Origin of the sequence: Streptomyces sp. NPDC102451, assembly GCF_044765485.1 — a bacterium.
Classification (GTDB): domain Bacteria; phylum Actinomycetota; class Actinomycetes; order Streptomycetales; family Streptomycetaceae; genus Streptomyces.
Genome location: NZ_JBIWKD010000007.1, coordinates 379,092 through 397,658, shown reverse-complemented (window position 1 = coordinate 397,658; position 18,567 = coordinate 379,092). Strand labels below are relative to the sequence as shown.

20 protein-coding genes are annotated in these 18,567 nt (G+C 73.5%); 14 read left to right on the top strand and 6 right to left on the bottom strand.

What is annotated here, in order from left to right; all coding sequences use genetic code 11:
* Positions 1 to 20 precede the first annotated feature (20 nt).
* Together ACIRD8_RS19475 and ACIRD8_RS19470 are read left to right on the top strand one after the other, a co-directional pair.
* A complete protein-coding gene (locus ACIRD8_RS19475; RefSeq protein ID WP_403992717.1) occupies positions 21 to 566 on the top strand; it encodes a helix-turn-helix domain-containing protein in 546 nt (181 codons plus the stop codon).
* Between the two features lie 10 nt (positions 567 to 576).
* Entirely contained in the window at positions 577 to 1,281 is a 705-nt protein-coding gene (locus ACIRD8_RS19470) for a helical backbone metal receptor (RefSeq protein ID WP_403992714.1), read from the top strand.
* On the opposite strand, the gene ACIRD8_RS19465 is transcribed toward ACIRD8_RS19470, so the two are convergent.
* Positions 1,220 to 2,374, bottom strand: a complete 1,155-nt coding sequence (locus ACIRD8_RS19465; RefSeq protein ID WP_403992711.1) for a TDT family transporter — start codon at positions 2,372 to 2,374, stop codon at positions 1,220 to 1,222. The genes ACIRD8_RS19470 and ACIRD8_RS19465 overlap by 62 nt on opposite strands.
* A gap of 70 nt (positions 2,375 to 2,444) precedes the next feature.
* Between ACIRD8_RS19465 and ACIRD8_RS19460 the strand changes: the two genes are divergently transcribed.
* Entirely contained in the window at positions 2,445 to 3,371 is a 927-nt protein-coding gene (locus ACIRD8_RS19460) for a LysR family transcriptional regulator (RefSeq protein WP_403992708.1), read from the top strand.
* Positions 3,372 to 3,401: 30 nt separating this feature from the next.
* Here ACIRD8_RS19460 and ACIRD8_RS19455 read toward each other — a convergent pair whose 3' ends face one another.
* A complete protein-coding gene (locus ACIRD8_RS19455) occupies positions 3,402 to 4,115 on the bottom strand; it encodes a gamma-glutamyl-gamma-aminobutyrate hydrolase family protein (protein WP_403992705.1) in 714 nt (237 codons plus the stop codon).
* Between the two features lie 112 nt (positions 4,116 to 4,227).
* The gene (locus tag ACIRD8_RS19450) at positions 4,228 to 5,004 is read right to left on the bottom strand and encodes a FadR/GntR family transcriptional regulator (protein ID WP_403992702.1); all 777 of its coding nucleotides are present in this window, start codon (positions 5,002 to 5,004) and stop codon (positions 4,228 to 4,230) included.
* A 65-nt stretch (positions 5,005 to 5,069) separates the two neighbouring features.
* On the opposite strand from ACIRD8_RS19450, the gene ACIRD8_RS19445 reads away from it, so the two are divergent.
* From ACIRD8_RS19445 to ACIRD8_RS19430, 4 genes are read left to right on the top strand one after another with little or no spacing between them, the layout of a single operon-like run.
* The gene (locus tag ACIRD8_RS19445; RefSeq protein WP_403992699.1) at positions 5,070 to 6,431 is read left to right on the top strand and encodes a glutamine synthetase family protein; all 1,362 of its coding nucleotides are present in this window, start codon (positions 5,070 to 5,072) and stop codon (positions 6,429 to 6,431) included.
* 8 nt (positions 6,432 to 6,439) lie between these two features.
* On the top strand, positions 6,440 to 7,804 hold the full coding sequence (locus ACIRD8_RS19440; protein WP_403992696.1) for an aldehyde dehydrogenase family protein: 1,365 nt from the start codon (positions 6,440 to 6,442) through the stop codon (positions 7,802 to 7,804).
* A 6-nt stretch (positions 7,805 to 7,810) separates the two neighbouring features.
* The gene (locus ACIRD8_RS19435) at positions 7,811 to 8,602 is read left to right on the top strand and encodes a 3-oxoacyl-ACP reductase (protein WP_403992693.1); all 792 of its coding nucleotides are present in this window, start codon (positions 7,811 to 7,813) and stop codon (positions 8,600 to 8,602) included.
* Between the two features lie 19 nt (positions 8,603 to 8,621).
* A complete protein-coding gene (locus ACIRD8_RS19430) occupies positions 8,622 to 9,536 on the top strand; it encodes a DUF2510 domain-containing protein (protein WP_403992690.1) in 915 nt (304 codons plus the stop codon).
* A gap of 11 nt (positions 9,537 to 9,547) precedes the next feature.
* Here the strand turns inward: ACIRD8_RS19430 and ACIRD8_RS19425 are convergent, their stop codons facing one another.
* Positions 9,548 to 10,750 carry an amino acid deaminase/aldolase gene (locus tag ACIRD8_RS19425; RefSeq protein ID WP_403992687.1) on the bottom strand — a complete coding sequence of 401 codons (1,203 nt, stop codon included), beginning with the start codon at positions 10,748 to 10,750 and terminating at the stop codon, positions 9,548 to 9,550.
* Between the two features lie 518 nt (positions 10,751 to 11,268).
* Between ACIRD8_RS19425 and ACIRD8_RS19420 the strand changes: the two genes are divergently transcribed.
* Positions 11,269 to 12,132 carry a hypothetical protein gene (locus ACIRD8_RS19420; protein ID WP_403992835.1) on the top strand — a complete coding sequence of 288 codons (864 nt, stop codon included), beginning with the start codon at positions 11,269 to 11,271 and terminating at the stop codon, positions 12,130 to 12,132.
* Positions 12,129 to 13,382: a type VII secretion-associated serine protease mycosin gene (gene mycP, locus ACIRD8_RS19415; protein ID WP_403992684.1), complete on the top strand. Its 1,254-nt coding sequence runs from the start codon at positions 12,129 to 12,131 to the stop codon at positions 13,380 to 13,382. Before ACIRD8_RS19420 ends, mycP begins: the two co-directional genes overlap by 4 nt.
* A 58-nt stretch (positions 13,383 to 13,440) precedes the next feature.
* On the opposite strand, the gene ACIRD8_RS19410 is transcribed toward mycP, so the two are convergent.
* Positions 13,441 to 14,346, bottom strand: coding sequence for a serine hydrolase (locus ACIRD8_RS19410; protein ID WP_403992681.1), 906 nt, complete (start codon positions 14,344 to 14,346; stop codon positions 13,441 to 13,443).
* An 86-nt stretch (positions 14,347 to 14,432) separates the two neighbouring features.
* Here ACIRD8_RS19410 and ACIRD8_RS19405 point away from each other — a divergent pair, with 86 nt between their 5' ends.
* A complete protein-coding gene (locus ACIRD8_RS19405; RefSeq protein WP_403992678.1) occupies positions 14,433 to 15,209 on the top strand; it encodes an SseB family protein in 777 nt (258 codons plus the stop codon).
* A 56-nt stretch (positions 15,210 to 15,265) separates the two neighbouring features.
* Here ACIRD8_RS19405 and ACIRD8_RS19400 read toward each other — a convergent pair whose 3' ends face one another.
* Positions 15,266 to 15,631, bottom strand: coding sequence for a DUF1844 domain-containing protein (locus ACIRD8_RS19400; protein WP_362889221.1), 366 nt, complete (start codon positions 15,629 to 15,631; stop codon positions 15,266 to 15,268).
* A 389-nt stretch (positions 15,632 to 16,020) separates the two neighbouring features.
* On the opposite strand from ACIRD8_RS19400, the gene infC reads away from it, so the two are divergent.
* From infC to ACIRD8_RS19380, 4 genes are all read left to right on the top strand, one after another.
* Complete coding sequence (infC, locus tag ACIRD8_RS19395; RefSeq protein ID WP_099176762.1) at positions 16,021 to 16,683, top strand: translation initiation factor IF-3; 663 nt, start codon at positions 16,021 to 16,023, stop codon at positions 16,681 to 16,683.
* A gap of 120 nt (positions 16,684 to 16,803) precedes the next feature.
* The gene (rpmI, locus tag ACIRD8_RS19390) at positions 16,804 to 16,998 is read left to right on the top strand and encodes a 50S ribosomal protein L35 (protein WP_099176763.1); all 195 of its coding nucleotides are present in this window, start codon (positions 16,804 to 16,806) and stop codon (positions 16,996 to 16,998) included.
* Between the two features lie 114 nt (positions 16,999 to 17,112).
* Complete coding sequence (gene rplT / locus ACIRD8_RS19385; RefSeq protein WP_003970214.1) at positions 17,113 to 17,496, top strand: 50S ribosomal protein L20; 384 nt, start codon at positions 17,113 to 17,115, stop codon at positions 17,494 to 17,496.
* Positions 17,497 to 17,656: 160 nt separating this feature from the next.
* Positions 17,657 to 18,490 (top strand): TrmH family RNA methyltransferase, encoded by an 834-nt coding sequence (locus ACIRD8_RS19380; RefSeq protein ID WP_403992674.1) that lies wholly within the window; start codon positions 17,657 to 17,659, stop codon positions 18,488 to 18,490.
* Positions 18,491 to 18,567: the final 77 nt, after the last annotated feature.

Here is an 18,567-nt window from a genome sequence, read left to right as displayed (position 1 = left end):
ATCCGGGGAGGGAGCCGGACATGGACGAAAAGGAAGCACTTCGAGTGGGTGCGGCGGTTCGCCGACGCCGCAGGACCCTTGGACTCACCCTGGCCGCGGTGGCCGGGCGCAGTGGACTGTCCGTACCGTTCCTCAGCCAGATCGAGAACGAACGGGCCAGACCCAGTCCCCGGTCCCTGCACCGGGTGGCGGAGGCGCTGGAGACCACGACCGAGCGGCTGCGCGCCGCGGCGGACTCGGCACGCGCCGTGGACGTCGTACGGGCGGACGACGAGGACGGCGTCCGCAGGCTGGTGCGCGGACGGCACCAGCTCAGCGCGCTGGAGTTCATCGGCGAGCAGGACCTCGGGCGGGAGTTCCAGCACCGCAACGACGAGGTGATGTACGTCGTGGAGGGCGCCGTCGAGGTCGAGGCGGAGGGCCGGGCCCACCGACTGGGCCGGGGCGACACGCTCTTCCTCTCCGGCGGGGTCCGGCACCGGTGGCGGGCGACCGTACCGGGCACCCGGCTGCTGGTCGTCTCGGTCGCCGAGCACATCGACGCCACGTACGACTCGCGGCGCTGACGGGGTGCCGATGCGTGTCGTCTCCCTCGTCCCGTCGCTCACCGAGGCCGTCGCCGTCACCGCGCCCGGTCTGCTCGTCGGTGTCACCGACTGGTGCACCCACCCCGCGGGGCTGACCGCCGCCCGTATCGGCGGCACCAAGAACCCCGACACCGCGGCCGTGGCGGCCCTGCGCCCCGACCTCGTCCTCGCCAACGAGGAGGAGAACCGGGAGGTGGACCTGGCCGCGCTGCGGGCCGCCGGGCCGGACGTCCTGGTCACCGAGGTCCGCACCCTCGACCAGGCCTTCGCCGAGCTGGAACGGGTCCTCACCGCCTGCGGGCTGTCCGGGCCGCGCTGGCTGGAGGAGTCCCGGGCCGCCTGGGAGGCGCTGCCGCCCGACCCCGCGCCGCGCCCCGCGATCGTGCCGGTCTGGCGCAGACCCTGGATGGTGCTGGGCCGCGACACCTTCGCCGGTGACCTGCTCGCCCGCCTCGGGGTGCACAACGTGTACGCCGGCCACCACGACCGCTACCCCCGCATCCCCCTGGACGAGCTGAACGCGTCCGGCGCCGAGCTGGTCGTCCTGCCCGACGAGCCGTACCGCTTCACCGCCACCGACGGGCCCGAGGCCTTCCCCGGCCTGCCCGCCGCCCTCGTCGACGGGCGTCACCTCACGTGGTACGGACCGTCACTGGCCGAAGCGGCCGGGGCGCTGCGAGCAGCGCTCCGCTGAACAGCCCGCCCAGCGTCCGTACGCCGGCGAACGCCCAGGCCGTCACCAGCAGCGCGTAGAGCGCCACGGCCAGCCAGGTGAACGCGTCCAGCCCGGTGTGCCGGGCCAGCCCCGCCGCGCCCGTGACACACGTACCGACCGGGAAGGTGAACCCCCACCACGTCATCGTGAACCCCATGCCGCGCCGCACCGCGCGCACCACCATCGCGGCCGACAGGGCCAGCCACAGCAGGGCGAACCCCATCACCGGCACCCCGTACAGCACGGCGAACGCGCCGAAGGCCGAGGCGTACGGCGCCGCGACCGCGCCCGGTGCCACATCGGCCAGCTGGTTGACGGCGGTCGTGGACTGGCCCAGCGGCCCGAGCACCAGGAACAGCGTGGGAGTCAGCGCGAGCGGCAGCGGGCCCTGGTGGACCAGGCGCGCGAAGACCAGCGGAACGACCACCAGGGTCGACAGCAGGGACAGCCCGAACATCGCGTAACAGGCGAGCAGCAGCGCCTCGCGCCCCTGGCCGGGCGCCAGCTCGGGCACCAGCAGGGGCCCGACAGCTGCGGAGACCATCGGGGCCACCAGGGGCAGCAGCCAGACCGGCGACGCGGTGCCCGGGGCGAGCCGGTGGCGTACGACCATGAGGTACGGGATCGCCACGGCGGCGGCGAGCCCCGCGACCGTACCCGCCGTGAACAGCACCACGTCCACGGCGACGGCGGCCGGGTGTCCGATGGCGTCCTGGCCGGCCACCAGGGTGCCCGCGCCGACGGCGAGCAGCGCCATGGACAGACAGCCGTGGAACGGGGCGACGGCGGGGTCCAGCAGGCCGGCGCGGGCCTGGTCCCGGTGCAGGACCCAGTGCCCGGCACGGGCCGCCAGCACGACGGCCAGCAGCACCGCGGACAGGGCCCACACCACGACACAGGCGGTCCGCAGACCCGGCACGCCCACCGGCAGCGCGGCGCCCGCGGTCGCGACGATGGCGGTCCCCATCACCGTCGCGTACCAGTTGGGGCCGAGGTGCCGCAGGGACGGGAGCCGGTGGGAAGGGGAAGGGGAGGCGGGAGTCCCGGTCTTGGTCTGCGGAAAGATGGCCATGCCACGATTCTCGGTGGACGGGCCCCGGCCCACCAGGGAGCGCGGGGCTATGAGGTCATAGGCTGGGGTTATGACCAGTCCCGTACCCCCGCCCTCCTCCCTGCCCCACCGGGTCCCCGACCTGGGAGCCATGGTCCTGCTGCTCGCGGTCGCGCGGCACGGGAGCCTGGGCCGGGCGGCGCGGGACGTCGGCATCAGCCAGCCCGCCGCCTCCAGCCGCATCCGCTCGATGGAGCGGCAGCTCGGCGTCGCGCTCCTGGACCGCTCACCGCGCGGATCCCGGCTGACCGACGCGGGCGCCCTCGTCACCGACTGGGCGCGCAGGGTCGTCGAGGCGGCCGAGGCGTTCGACGCGGGGGCCCAGGCGCTGCGGGACCGGCGCGACTCCCGGCTGCGGGTCGCCGCGAGCATGACCATCGCGGAGTACCTGCTGCCGGGCTGGCTGATCGCGCTCCGGGCCGAAAGGCCCGGCACCGCCGTGTCCCTGCTCGCGGGGAACTCGGCGGCGGTCGCCCTCCGGCTGCTGGCCGGCGAGGCGGATCTGGGCTTCGTCGAGGGACTCTCGATACCGGAAGGGCTCGACGGCACCGTCATCGCGCACGACCGGCTCGTCGTCGTGGTCGCCCCCTCCCACCCGTGGGCACGCCGGGCCACGCTGACCCCGGGGGAGCTCGCCGAGGCGCCCCTGATCCTGCGGGAGCACGGTTCGGGCACCCGCCAGGTCCTGGACGCGGCGCTCGCCGTGCACGGCGGACTGGCGCGCCCCCTGCTCGAACTCTCCTCGACCACCGCGGTGAAGGGGGCCGCGGAGAGCGGCGCCGGCCCCTGCGTACTCAGTGAACTCGCGCTGGGCGAGGAGCTCTCCGCGCGGCGGCTGGTCAAGGTCCCGGTCGCGGGCGTCCGGCTGCGCCGCCAGCTGCGCGCGGTCTGGCCGGCCGGCCACCGGCCCACGGGGCCGGCGCGTGACCTGCTCTCGCTGACCGCGCGGGACACCTGACCGCCCGTACGGGGCCGGGCCCCCGGGGCCTCAGACGGTGGCCACGGACGCCGCGGCCGTGGCCGCCGCCACCAGGGCCCGCATGATCCGCAGGTCGTCACCCATCTCCGGGTGCCACTGGACCCCGAGCACCCACTGCGCGCCGGGCAGTTCGATCGCCTCGACCGTGCCGTCCGCCGCGTACGCCGAGGCCACCAGACCCGGCGCGAGCCGGTCCACGGCCTGGTGGTGATACGTGGGTACGGACGCCTCCTCGGGCACGAGCGAGGCGTACAGCGTGCCCGGGACCGGCGTCACCGGGTGCTCGCCGAGGACCCCCGCCTTGCCGAACGGGCCCGCGTGGCCGTCCAGATGCTGGGTCAGCGTGCCGCCCAGCGCCACGTTGAGCAGCTGCATGCCGCGGCAGATCCCGAGCACCGGGGTGCCGCTCTCCCGGGCCGCGCGGAGCAGTGCGACCTCCCAGGTGTCGCGCTCGTGTGCCGGCGGACCCGTCCTGAAGTCGCGCTCCGCGCCGTACAGCCCGGGGTCGACGTCGGCGCCGCCCGCGATCACCAGACCGTCCACCCGGGCCACCGCGGCCCGCGCCCTGGCCGGGTCGTCCGGCGGCAGCAGCGCGGCGAGTGCGCCGGAGCGCTGGACCAGCGCGGGGTAGGCGGAGGGGAGTACCGCCGCGGGGAGTTCCCAGACGCCCCAGCGAGCCGCCGGCTCCAGATAGGTCGTGACGCCGATGAGCGGTTCGTGCATGGTGCGGTCCCTCCGGCGGCCGGTCTGCGGGCCGGCCCGGTGCAATGGTGTTACGTCATACCTTTGTTCGTACGGAGCCGTCACGCAAGAGCAGTGATCCGGAAGGGCGGGTTCAAGCCAGGAAGCCCCGAAGGAGCGCGGCCGTACCCGCGCAGTGCTCGCGCATCACCGCCCGCGCGCCCTCCTCGTCGCCGTCGAGCACCGCGGCGACGAGCGCCGTGTGCTGTTGCTGCGAGTGTTCGAGATTCCGTACGAGCAGGGGGATGCAGTCCAGCAGGTCGTTGACGCGCGCCCGCACGGACGCGTACCCGGCCGCGAGGGAGGGGGAGCCGGAGAGCTCGGCGAGCGTCAGATGGAAAAGGGTGTCGATCCTGCGGTAGTCGGGCAGAGGTGCCTCGTGTGTCGCCGCCAGAGCCGTACGCAGCCGGTCCGCCCCCTCCTCGCCGAGGCCGCGCGACGCGCAGAGCCCGGCCGCGCCCGACTCCAGGACCTCGCGGAAGAGCAGGACGTCCTCGATGCCGACGTCCGCCACCCGGCGGCGCAGCTCGTCACCGGCGTCCGGGCCGGGGTCCCGGGGCAGCACGAACGTACCGCCGTGCCGGCCGCGTCTGGCCTCGATCAGGCCCTGGTCCTGAAGGACCCTCAGCACCTCGCGCAGGGCCACCCGGCTGATGCCGAGCAGCCCGGCCAGCTCGCGCTCCGCCGGCAGCCGCCCGCCGCCGGGCACCAGGCCGAGCCGGACCACCTGGAGGATCTGCTCCAGCGCCTCCTCGAAGCCGTTGCCCGCGCGGACCGGCCGCAGGGCGGACAGCAGCCGGTCGGAGTAGCCGGGCTCCCCGGTTTCTTCCGCCACGTCCCGATCCCCTTCCCCCCAATGGTTTTCCCCCATACCTTAGGCCGGTCGGTCCCGGGCCGACCGGCAATCCCTCCGGCCGACCGAACGAGGAGTATTCCGTGGCAGACCGCACACCCCCGCTGGGGACCGACGAGCTGCGCGTGCTGGTGGAGCGCGGTGAGATCGACACCGTCGTCCTCGCCTTCACCGACATGCAGGGCAGGCTGCAGGGTAAACGGTTCGCGGCGTCCTTCTTCCTCGACGAGGTGCTGGAACACGGCACGGAGGGCTGCAACTACCTGCTCGCCGTCGACACGGACATGAACACTGTCGACGGGTTCGCCATGTCGTCCTGGTCCAACGGCTACGGCGACTTCGCGATGCGCCCCGACCTCACGACCCTGCGCCGGATCCCCTGGCACGAGGGAACGGTCCTGGTCATGGCCGACCTCGCCTGGGAGGACGGCTCTCCGGTCGTCGCCGCGCCCCGCCAGATCCTCCGGCGCCAGCTGGAGCGGCTCGCCGCCCACGGACTGACCGCCCACGTCGGCACGGAACTCGAGTTCATCGTCTTCAAGGACACCTACGAACAGGCCTGGGACCGCAACTACCGCGGCCTCACCCCGGCCAACCAGTACAACGTCGACTACTCGGTCCTCGGCACCGGCCGCATCGAACCGCTGCTGCGCCGCATCCGCAACGAGATGGCGGCCGCCGGACTCACCGTCGAGTCCGCCAAGGGCGAGTGCAACCCCGGCCAGCACGAGATCGTCTTCCGCTACGACGAGGCCCTCGTCACCTGCGACCAGCACGCCGTCTACAAGACCGGCTCCAAGGAGATCGCCGCCCAGGAAGGCGTCGCGCTCACCTTCATGGCCAAGTTCAACGAGCGCGAGGGCAACTCCTGTCACATCCACCTCTCGCTCCAGGACACCGGAGGCCGCAGCGTCATGGCGGGCGAGGACGGCTCGATGTCCCCCGTGATGCGGCACTTCCTCGCCGGCCAGCTCGCCGCCCTGCGCGACTTCTCCCTGCTGTACGCGCCGAACATCAACTCCTACAAGCGGTTCCAGCCCGGCTCCTTCGCCCCGACCGCCGTTGCCTGGGGCCACGACAACCGCACCTGCGCCCTCCGCGTCGTCGGACACGGCCGCTCGATGCGCTTCGAGAACCGGCTGCCCGGCGGCGACGTCAACCCGTACCTGGCGGTCGCCGGCCTCGTCGCCGCGGGACTCCACGGCATCGCACACGAACTGGAACTCCCCGACGCCTGCGAGGGCAACGCCTACACCGCCGGATACGACCAGGTCCCCACCACACTCCGTGAGGCCGCCGCCCTCTGGGAGGACAGCGAGGTGGCCAGGGAAGCCTTCGGCGACGACGTCGTCGCGCACTACCGCAACATGGCACGCGTCGAACTGGAGGCCTTCGACGCGGCCGTGACCGACTGGGAGCTCCGCCGCTCCTTCGAACGCTTGTGAGGAGCCCCGTGATCCACGAGCACCGCGTCCTGAACCCGGCCACCGAAGAGCTCGTCGCCACCGTCCCCGCCACCACCGCCGACGAGGTCGACGCCGCCGTCACCCGCGCCACGGCCGCCCAGCGCACCTGGGCCGCCCTGGCCCCCGCCGACCGCGCCCGGCTGCTGCGCCGCTTCGCCGTCCTCGTCGACGAACACGCCGAACGGCTGGCCCGGCTGGAGGTAACCGAAGCGGGACACACCCTGGGCAACGCCCGCTGGGAGGCCGCCAACGTCCGGGACCTGCTGGACTACGCGGCCGGGGGAGTGGAACGCCTGACGGGACGCCAGATCCCCGTACCGGGCGGGATCGACGTCACGTTCCTCGAACCGCTGGGCGTCGTCGGGGTGATCGCCCCGTGGAACTTCCCCATGCCCATCGCCGCCTGGGGCGCCGCCCCCGCCCTCGCCGCGGGCAACGCCGTCCTGCTCAAACCGGCCGAGACCACCCCGCTCACCGCGCTCCGGCTGGCCCGGCTCGCCCTCGACGCCGGCCTCCCCGAACACCTCTTCCAGGTGCTGCCCGGCGCCGGCGACGTGACGGGCAACGCCCTCGTCGAACACCCCGGCGTGGCGAAGATCGTCTTCACCGGGTCGACCCGCGTCGGCAAGCAGATCATGGCCAGGTGCGCGGACCGGGTGAAGCGGCTCACCCTCGAACTCGGAGGCAAGAGCCCCAACATCGTCTTCGCCGACGCCGACATCGAGGCCGCCGCGGCCGCCGCCCCCATGTCCTTCCTGGACAACGCGGGCCAGGACTGCTGCGCCCGCACCCGCATCCTGGTCCAGCGCTCCGCCTACGACCGGTTCCTCGAACACCTCGTCCCGTCCGTCGCCTCCGTCGTCGTGGGGGATCCGTCGGACGAGAAGACGCAGATGGGGCCGCTGATCTCCCGCGCCCAGCTGGAACGCGTACGGACACTCGTCCCCGAGGACGCGGACGGCATCCGGGGCAGCGCGCCCGGCGGCCCCGGGTTCTGGTTCCCGCCGACCGTCCTCACCGGCATCGCTCCTGATGCCCCCGTCGCCACCGAGGAGGTCTTCGGCCCGGTCGCCGTCGTCCTGCCCTTCGAGGACGAGGAGGACGCGGTCCGGCTGGCCAACGCCACCGACTACGGCCTGGCCGGTTCGGTCTGGACCCGCGACGTGGGCCGCGCCCTGCGGGTCTCCCGGGCGGTCCGGGCCGGGAACCTGTCCGTCAACTCCCACTCGGCCGTGCGCTACTGGACCCCGTTCGGCGGGTACGGGCGGTCCGGGCTCGGCCGCGAACTGGGGCCCGACGCCCTCGCGGCCTTCACCGAAACCAAGAACGTCTTCATCGGCACGGAGGCCTGAACAGACATGACGACCGACTCCGGAAACATCTGCCGCCGTCTGACCGGCCGCACCGCCGTCATCACCGGGGCGGGCAGCGGCATCGGCCTCGCCACCGCCCGCCGGCTCGCGTCGGAGGGAGCCCACGTCGTCTGCGGCGACATCGACGCGAGCGCGGGCAAGGCGGCGGCCCAGGAGGTGGGAGGCACCTTCGTGCAGGTCGACGTCACCGACCCCGGCCAGGTCGAGGCGCTCTTCGCAGCCGCCGACGACACCTACGGCTCCGTCGACATCGCCTTCAACAACGCCGGCATCTCACCCCCCGACGACGACTCCATCCTCACGACCGGTCTCGAGGCCTGGAAACGCGTCCAGGACGTCAACCTCACCTCCGTCTACCTCTGCTGCAAGGCCGCCCTCCCCTACATGAGGCGCCAGGGCCGCGGCTCGATCATCAACACGGCGTCCTTCGTGGCCCGCATGGGCGCGGCGACCTCCCAGATCTCGTACACCGCGTCCAAGGGCGGTGTCCTCGCCCTGTCCCGCGAACTCGGGGTGCAGTTCGCCCGCGAGGGGATCCGGGTCAACGCCCTGTGCCCCGGGCCGGTCAACACCCCGCTGCTGCAGGAGCTGTTCGCCAAGGACCCGGAGCGCGCCGCCCGCAGGCTCGTGCACATTCCGCTCGGCCGGTTCGCCGAGGCGACGGAGATCGCGGCCGCCGTCGCCTTCCTGGCCAGCGACGACTCCTCGTTCGTCAACGCCACCGACTTCCTCGTCGACGGCGGGATCTCGGGGGCGTACGTGACCCCGCTCGGCTGAGGCTCCCTACAGTGGTGACATGACCAACGCGACCCCGCCCGGCTGGTACCCGGACGTGAACGTGCCCGGCACCGAGCGCTGGTGGGACGGCACGGCCTGGACCGGGTACACCCGTTCCGTCGCCGCCACGCAGCCGGTGGTGCCCGCTCCGCAGCCCGTACGCAGCGGAGCGGGCACCACCACCCGGACCGTGGCCATGACCGTGGCGGGCCTGCTCGTCGTCGCCGCCGCGGTCACCGGCTTCCTGGTGCTGGGCGGGGACGACAGCGGTACGCAGCCGACGGCCGCGCCCAGCAGCAGTGCGCCGCCCACCGCCACGGACAGCGCCGGCACGCCCGGCCCGACGCCCGCCGATGGCCCGGAGGACGACCCCACGGTGCTGGTCGACCAGCTGAACGGCGTCACCCTGCAGATCCCCGAGGGCTGGGAGAAGCCGGAGAACACCCTCGACGACGCGTCCACGATGCGTACGGTCGGCTCCTACACCTGCCCCGGCGACTCGGGAAGCTTCTGCTACCACGGCACGGTCACCGTCCGGACCGCGAACGGCACCGACCTCACGGACATGAAGGCGCTGGCCGAGGAGGACATCGGGACGGCGGCCGACCGCGCCTACGGCAAGGACACCGTCGGCGACCTCATCCACGGGGGCATCCGGTCCCACAAGGACCTGGCGTCCAGGCCGGTGACCGTGGCGGGCCGCACCGGATACCTGGTGCGCCGGCAGATCACCACGGGCAAGGGCCCCGGCGGATACGTGCAGTCGCTCGTCTTCCCCTCAGCCGTGGGCAGCGAGACGCCGGTCATCGTGCGTTTCGCCTTCGACGCGGGCCAGGACGCGCTGCCGCTCTCCCTGATGGACACCATCACCCGGGGCATCCGCCCGATCGGCGACGCCACCGGCGGCGGTGTGGGCAGCACCGTGGCGCCCTGACGCACGCGCCTCTAGAGGAAGGTGCGGCCCTCGCCGCGGTACGTCGGCACGGTCGCCGTGATCCGGTCGCCCTCGATCAGCCGCAGCTCGTCGAAGCGCTCGCACAGCTCACCCGCCTTGGCGTGCCGGAACCACACCTTGTCGCCGATCAGCAGATCGTCCGCCGGGGCGCCGAGCAGCGGGGTCTGGACCTCGCCCGGCCCCTCCTGCGGGTCGTAACGCAGCCCCTCGGGCAGATACGGCACCGGCAGCCGGTCCGGGCCCGCCGCCCCGGACGCCGGGTAGCCGCCGCCGAGCACCGTCACCACGCCCACCCCCGGCCGCCGCACCACGGGCTGGGCGAACAGCGCCGCCGGACGGCCTCTGAACGAGGTGTAGTTGTCGAACAGCCTCGGCACGTACAGCCCGGAACCCGCCGCGATCTCCGTCACCGCGGACTCGGCGGCCGTGTGCTGCACACTGCCGGTGCCGCCGCCGTTCACGAACTCCAGGCCGGGCGCCACCGCGCGGACCGCCCGCACGACCTCCGCGCGCCGGGCCGCCAGCTCCTTGCGGGCCGCCGCCTGCATCAGCCGGACCGCACGCGACCGCAGCGGCCGCCCGGCCACCGAGTCGCCCACGCCCGCGACATGGCCCTCGTACGCCATCAGCCCCACCAGCCGGAAACCCGGCCTGCGGACCACCGAGCGGGCCAGCTCAGCCAGTTGGGCGGGGAAGCGGAGCGGGGAGCGCAGCGCGCCGATCCTGACCCGGCCGCCGAGCAGCCGCAGCGAGGTGTCCAGCTCCAGGCAGACCCGGATCTCCTCGGTACCGCCCGCCCGCGCCGCGTCGATCAGCTCCAGCTGGGCGTGGTCGTCCACCATCACCGTCACGGCCGCCGCGAGCTTGGGATCGGCCGCGAGTTCGGCGAACGCGGACCGGTCGGCCGACGGATAGGCCAGTAGTACGTCGTCGAATCCGGCGCGGGCCAGCCACAGCGACTCCGCGAGCGTGAACGACATGATCCCCGCGAACCCGGGGCGCGCGAGCACCCGCTCCAGCAGGGCACGGCAGCGCACCGATTTGCTCGCCACCCGGACCGGCTTCCCGCCGGCCCGGCGCACCAGATCGTCGGCGTTGGCGTCGAAGGCCTCCAGGTCGACGACGGCCACCGGGGCATCGAGATGGGCGGTGGCGCGGTCGTAGCGGCTCCGGTCAGCGGCGCGGGGAGTCATGGCCGCAGCTTGCCAGACGGCCGTACCACTGGGTAGGGGACGTTCGGTGCAGATCGCCCAGCGCCCTCCGTCCCGTTCCCACGGGGTGCCGTCCACCCCGTAGAGTGACCGTCACACGATCGACCGACGGGCCCGTGCGCAACGGTGGTCCGTGGGCGGTGAGGGGACGTGGACCAGGGGGACGGATGAGTACCGAAGCGCAGCGCGCTCCAGTGCCGCCCCGTCCGGCCACCCCACCGCGCGTACCCGGCAGCGCCTCCGTGCCGCAGGGCCGTCCGGAGCCCGCACCGCAGGCCCCCGCCGCCACCCCCGCACCGCAGGCCGCCCCGCGCGCCGAACCCGCGGCACCGGCCCCGCGCGCCGAACCCGCACCGCAGGCCCCGCGCGCCGCTCCTGTCCCGCCCGTGCCCGGGGCCGCCCCGGTGCCGCCGGTGGAGACGACCACCCGGCTCCGCCCCGTACCGCCCGGGCCGCCGCCGCCACCTCCCACCGCCACCAGGCGCAGGCCCGTCGGCGCGGTGGACCTCACCCCTCGCCCCGGCGCCACCCCGGCCCCGCCCGGCGCCTACTACGCGTACGCCGAGACTCCCGCCGAGACCACCACCCGGCTCCGTCCCGTCAAGGCCAGGAACCGCGGCAGGACCGCGGCGGCCGCGGTGTGCGCCGTGCTCGGCCTCGGGCTCATCGGCGGCGCGGTCACCGGCAGCTGGCTCACCGGCGACTCCGCGGCCGACCCCGGCGACGCGAGCGCGTACACCGTGGGCCGCTCCGCCTGGCACAGCACACCGGTCGACACCCTCTTCCCGCGCACCCTCAAGGGCGACGGCGCGGGGCCGGGAGCCACCGACCGGGTCTGGACCAGGGTCGCCGTCGCGAGCGACAGCGGCTGCACGGCCGGCCTGGACCCGCTGCTGCTGAAGACGCTCGGCCCGGTCGGCTGCGAACGCCTGGTGCGCGCCACCTACACCGACGCCACCCGCAGCAGCGTCACCACCGTCGGCATGGTCTTCACCGAGGCCGACACCGAGGCGATGAGCGCGCTCGACACCCGGTTCACCACCCAGCACCTCGCCGACCGCTCCGACCTGATGCCCCGCACCTACCCGGTCAAGGGCACCGTCGCGGCCGGCTTCGGCGCCCCGCAGCGCGCCAGCTGGACGGTCCACGTCCTGACCGAGCTGCCCGTCGTCGTGTTCGCCGTCTCCGGCTTCGCCGACGGCCGCGAGGTCGCCGAACCGCAGCCCGCCGCCGCGGCGATGGCCCCGGATGCCACGACGGCGCCCGCCCAGGCGGGACTCGGCCACGAGGCGAAGGGCATCGCCGACCGGGTGGAGCGCACCCTGCGCAGGACCGTCACCGACCTCACGGAGAAGCCGGCATGACCCGCCCCCGCCGGCTCCGGGCGCTCGCCGCCGTGGCCACGGCCACCGCCTTCGCACTGCTGCCCGCCGTCCCCGCCCGCGCGGACGCCATCCGGGACCAGCAGTGGGGCCTGGAGGCACTCCACACCGACAAGGCCTGGCAGACCACGAAGGGCAAGGGCATCACGGTCGCGGTCCTGGACACCGGGGTCGACGACGACCACCCCGACCTCGCCGGGCAGGTGCTCCCCGGCAAGGACCTCATCGGCTTCGGAGCCGGACGCGGCGACCGCTCCTGGGCCCTGCACGGCACCGCGATGGCCGGCATCATCGCCGGCCGCGGCAACGGCCCGGGGCAGGGCGACGGCGTGCTCGGCGTGGCCCCTGAGGCGAAGATCCTGCCCGTACGGGTGATCCTCGAGTCCGGCGACCCGTCACGCGCGAAGGCCCGGGAGTCACGGGGAACCGCGCTCGCCGAGGGCATCCGCTGGGCGGCCGACCAGGGCGCCGACGTCATCAACCTCTCCCTCGGCGACGACAGCGAGTCGGCCCACCCGGAGCCCGGCGAGGACGCCGCCGTGCAGTACGCCCTCGGCAAGGGCGTCTCCGTCGTCGCCTCCGCCGGCAACAGCGGGGAGAAGGGCGACCGGGTCTCCTACCCCGCCGCCTATCCCGGCGTGATCGCCGTCGCGGCGGTCGACAAGTACGGCACCCACGCCGCGTTCTCCACCCGCCGCTGGTACGCCACCGTCAGCGCGCCCGGCGTCGACATCGTCGTGGCCAACCCCGACCAGCACTACTACATCGAGTGGGGCACCTCGGCCGCGTCGGCGTTCGTCTCCGGGGCCGTGGCCCTCGTACGCGCCGCCCACCCGGGGCTCTCACCGGCGCAGGTCAAGACCCTGCTCGCGGACACCGCGGGTGACGCCCCCTCGGGCGGACGCGACGACTCCAGGGGCTACGGCCTGGCCGACCCCGCCGCGGCGATAGCGGCCGGGGCGAAGCTGCGCCCCGGCGATCTGAGCGCGCAGTCCGCCAAGGCCGGCTACCGCGAGGAGTACTTCGGCTCCGGACCCGCTCCCCAGGACGACGACGGGGACCCGGCCGGTTGGCTGGCCCCCACGGCGGGCGGCCTCGGGGCCGTGCTCCTCGCCCTGGCCGTGGTGCTGTGGCGCGGCAGGACCCCCAGGAGGAGGACCGGCGGCCCGTACACCGGAGGGAACCCGCCCGCACCCGGGTACAGCCCGTTCCCCGCCGGCCCGCCGCGCTGAGCGAAGGGCGGCCCCGCCCCGCGCTGAGCGCAGGGCGGCCCCGCCTCCCGGACCCCCCTCAGTCCGACCCGCTCACCGCATCCGTCACGCCGACCGCCGCCTTCGCCACGGTCTCCACGAGAGCGATGCCCGCCTCCTTCGTCGCATGCCCGCGCGACAGCACCGCCACCAGCACGGTGTGCCCGCCGCTCCGGACCCGCCCGATGCTGTTGACGTCCCACAGCCCCGTCGTCGTCCGGGGCATCCAGCCGTTCTTCAGCACCGCGTCGGTGCCCGCTGCCGACACGCCCCACCGCTGGTCCGCCTCGACCTGGCCCATCAGCCCCGTCAGGTACGCCCGCGAGGCCTCCGACAGCACCGAACCGGCCCCGGACACCGCCTCCAGCAGCCGCACCTGGTCGGCGGCCGTGGTCTGGGTCAGCCCCCACGCATGGGCGGCCTCCGTCCCGGTCAGCCCCAGCCGTACGTTGGCCGCGTCGAGGCCCTCCTCCCCGCCGACCACCTTGAGCAGCTCGGTGGCCGAGGTGTTGTCACTGCGCTGGATCATGGCCTCCGCGTACGCCTGCTCGGCGCCGTTCAGCTCCCGGTCCTCGTCCTGCGCCCGGAGGAGCAGCGCCGCCAGGATGTCGACCTTGACGATGCTCGCGGCGTCGTAGGCCCCGTCCCCGTACACGGCGGTCGCGCCGCTCTCCGTGTCCAGCACCGCCACCGACACATCGGCGCCGTCCGCCAGGGGCGCCAGCGCGTCGGCCAGCTCCGCGTCGAGATCCACCTCGGTCTCCTCGCTCGGGCCCGTCGTGGCCGACGGGCTGGAGGCGGACGATACGGCGGCAACGGCCGGTGACGCGTCATCCGGCGAGTGACCGACCAGATACGCACCCCCTGCGGCGGTACCGGCCAGCAGCACGGCGACGGCGGCCAGGAGGCCGGACAGCGCGGGCCTGCGCGTTCTGTGACGGGGCATGGCCCGGACGCTAGGAATCCCACCTGGCAGCAGCCTGTGCCCGACCTGTCGCCCAGGTGAGAGAACCGACCCACTACGCTCGTCGTGTGGCGCTCAAGAACATCCCGGACCCCGGTTTCTCCGACGACGACGGCACCGCCTCGCCCGAACTGACGGCGGCCCTCGCCGCCTGGGCCGAGGACCGGACGGCCGTCGGACCCGTCCTCGCGGCACTGCGCGACGCCCGGCTGCTCGTCCCGGTCGTCGCCGTACTCGGCGAGGTCGAGGAGGACAGTGAGGAGGGGCGCGAAGCTCCTGAGAAGGGTGGTGGCGGGCGACGGGGGGGCGGGCTGCGCCGCGAGAAGACCAGTGACATGGCCGTGCCGACCCTCCAGGCCGGCGACCGGCGTGCCCTGCCCGCCTTCACCTCCACCGCCTCGCTGGCCCGCTGGGATCCGCAGGCGCGCCCCGTCGCCGTACCCCTGCACCAGGCGCTGCAGGCCGCCGCGCACGAGAAGGCGGACACGGTGGTGCTCGACCTCGCCGGGCCCGTCGCCTTCGAGCTGACCGGCCCCGCTCTGCTGGCCCTGGCCGAGAACCGCACCAGCGCGGACCCGCTCGACGACCCCGCCGTCGTTACCGCCGTACGGGACGCGGTCGCCGCCGAGCCCGCGGTGCTGCGGGCCCACCTCGGCCCCGGCCGGGCCGACGGAACCCTCGCCCTGGTCCTCACCCCGGACGCGGTGGTCGCCGAGGCCGCCCGCCGGGTCGCCGACGCGCTGTCCGCCAGCGAGGTGCTGCGCGCCCGGCTGGTGCGCGGGATCGACCTGGCGCTGCTGCCCGCCGACGCCGAGGCCCCGGGCGAACCGCTGTTCAGCCGCTGACACGCAGGAGCCCGCCGCCTGGCACAGGCGGCGGGCTCGAAGCGGGTGCGGGGTGACTAGCCGTAGACGGGACCGGTGTACTTCTCGCCCGGGCCCTTGCCCGGCTCGTCCGGTACGAGCGAGGCCTCACGGAACGCCAGCTGGAGCGACTTCAGACCGTCCCGCAGCGGCGAGGCGTGGAAGGTGCTGATCTCGGTGGCGCTCGCGTCGAGCAGCCCCGCCAGCGCCTGGACCAGCTTGCGCGCCTCGTCCAGGTCCTTGTGCTGCTCGCCCTCCTCGGTCAGGCCGAGCTTCACGGCCGCCGCGCTCATCAGATTGACGGCGACGGTGACGATCACCTCGACCGCGGGAACCTCCGCGATGTCACGGGCCATGTCGTCGAAGCCGGGGTTCTCGGTGCTGGGAGTGGTCGCGTCGCTCATGCCCCACACGATAAGGCCACGTCGGCGCGGCTCCTCCTGCGGGAGCCGTCCGGGCAGCGGGTTCGCCGTAGCCCCGGGGAGCTGCTAACCTTGTGTAACGACCGGCCGGACACATATGTGCTCGGCCCACAAGTGGAGGCTCCGATCTCCCACCTGACCGTCCTCAGGGACGGCGGGTCACCGGTCAGGTGGCAGCCATCGTTCCGTACGGACGATGGGGCCGCCCGATGCACGCCCCGCGGTAGCACGCGGCGGTGTTCCGGTAGTTCCTGGAGCCCCGCCTGTGTCCCGTCCGGGGCGTTTGTGCTTTTCCCGGCTCGGTTGGTCTCAAAAGAAGACGTTACGCGGCTGTCCGCCAGGCGGTCGCGTGGTGCTACCGAGGAGGATCCATCAGCGCCGAGCCCCGCATCAACGACCGGATTCGCGTTCCCGAGGTGCGACTTGTCGGTCCCAGCGGCGAGCAGGTCGGGATTGTTCCGCTTGCCAAGGCCCTGGAGCTCGCACAGGAGTACGACCTCGACCTGGTCGAGGTGGCGGCGACAGCCCGTCCCCCCGTGTGCAAGCTCATGGACTACGGGAAGTTCAAGTACGAGTCGGCCATGAAGGCCCGTGAGGCGCGCAAGAACCAGGCGCACACGGTCATCAAGGAAATGAAGCTCCGGCCGAAGATCGACCCGCACGACTACGACACCAAGAAGGGTCACGTCGTCCGGTTCCTCAAGCAGGGGGACAAGGTCAAGATCACGATCATGTTCCGCGGCCGTGAGCAGTCCCGCCCCGAGCTGGGCTTCCGACTGCTCCAGCGTCTCGCTTCGGACGTCGAGGACCTCGGCTTCATCGAGTCGAACCCGAAGCAGGACGGCCGGAACATGATCATGGTTCTGGGCCCGCACAAGAAGAAGACCGAAGCCATGGCCGAGGCCCGCGAGGCCCAGGCCGCCCGCAAGGCGGAGCGTCAGGGATACACCCCCGACGCCGAGTCCGAGGGTGACACCGCTGAGGCCCCGGCCGCAGCGGCCGAGGCTCCGGCCGAGACACCTTCCGAGGCGTGACCTCCGGGGGTCGCCATCCAGGCGCCCCCGGGTCCCTCGGAAACCACCCAAAGATCTGACGCCCCTGCAGTCCGGTGCCCGCACCGAGAGGGGCGCCACTGACGAGGAGATAACGGCGCGATGCCGAAGAACAAGACGCACAGCGGTGCCAGCAAGCGCTTCAAGATCACGGGCTCCGGCAAGGTGCTGCGCGAGAAGGCCGGCAAGCGCCACCTGCTCGAGCACAAGTCCTCGAAGAAGACCCGTTCGCTGACCGGCACGGTCGTCGTGGCTCCGGCCGACGCCAAGAAGGTCAAGAAGCTTCTCGGCAAGTGAGGCGCCGCCTCCGGTGAACCCGGGGGCGCGACCTCGATCCGACCGGGACCAATTCGTTTCCGGGCCGGGTGAGTCCTCACTGCGACCACCCGACCCCGCTGCAAGGAGTTAAAAGTGGCACGCGTCAAGCGGGCGGTAAACGCCCACAAGAAGCGCCGGGCGATCCTCGAGGCCGCCAGCGGTTACCGCGGTCAGCGTTCGCGTCTGTACCGCAAGGCCAAGGAGCAGGTCACCCACTCCCTGGTCTACAACTACAACGACCGCAAGAAGCGCAAGGGCGACTTCCGTCAGCTCTGGATCCAGCGCATCAACGCGGCCGCCCGCCAGAACGGCATGACGTACAACCGCCTCATCCAGGGTCTGAAGGCCGCCAACATCGAGGTGGACCGCAAGATCCTGGCCGAGCTCGCGGTCAACGACGCCAACGCGTTCGCCGCCCTCGTCGAGGTCGCCCAGAAGGCCCTCCCGAGCGACGTCAACGCCCCGAAGGCCGCCTGATCCAGGCAGTTCTTCCGACGTTCAGCGTTTGAGCCGGACCCGCAGGCGTGTGCCGTCTGCGGGTCCGGTGCGTTGCAGCACGTGTCGCGTACGCAGTCAGCCGTACGCAGAGAAACGTACGCAGAGAAGCTGACTTACGCAGAGAGGCTCGCCGCCGACCATGGGCACCCCCGAACTGATCTCCGCACGGTCGCCGCGGATCGCCGCCGCACGCCGGCTGGCCAGGCGTAACTTCCGCGGCAAGGAGCGCAGATTCATCGCCGAGGGGCCGCAGGCCGTACGGGAGGCCGCCGCGCACCGCGGCGGTGACGGCGAACCCACCCTGACCGAGCTCTTCGCCACCGTCGAGGCCGCCGACCGGTACGCCGGCATCATCGACGCGGCCCGCGGCGCGGGCGCCCGGGTGCACCTCGCCGACGCCGACGTGCTCGCCGACGTCTCCCAGACCGTCACGCCCCAGGGCCTGATCGGCGTCTGCCGGTTCCTGGACTCGCCCTTCGAGGACATCCTCGCGGCGAAGCCCACCCTGGTCGCGGTCCTCGCCCATGTACGCGACCCCGGCAACGCCGGCACCGTGCTGCGCTGCGCGGACGCCGCCGGCGCGGACGCGGTCGTGCTCACCGACGCCTCCGTGGACCTCTACAACCCCAAGTCGGTCCGCGCCTCCGTCGGCTCGCTCTTCCACCTGCCGGTGGCCGTCGGCGTACCCGTCGAGCAGGCCGTGCAGGGGCTCCGGGACGCCGGGGTACGCATCCTGGCGGCCGACGGCGCGGGCGAGGACGACCTCGACGACGAGCTCGACGCGGGCACCATGGGCGGGCCCACCGCCTGGGTCTTCGGCAACGAGGCGTGGGGCCTCCCCGAGGAGACGCGCGCCCTGGCCGACGCCGTGGTCCGGGTCCCGATCCACGGCAAGGCCGAGAGCCTCAACCTCGCCACCGCCGCCGCCGTCTGCCTCTACGCCTCGGCGCGCGCCCAGCGCCCGGCACGCTGACCCCTCCACCGACCGATACGCGTCACTCCCCGCCGGGCCCGCCCCTGAGGGTGTCGCCCGGCCGCTGACGCCTAGTA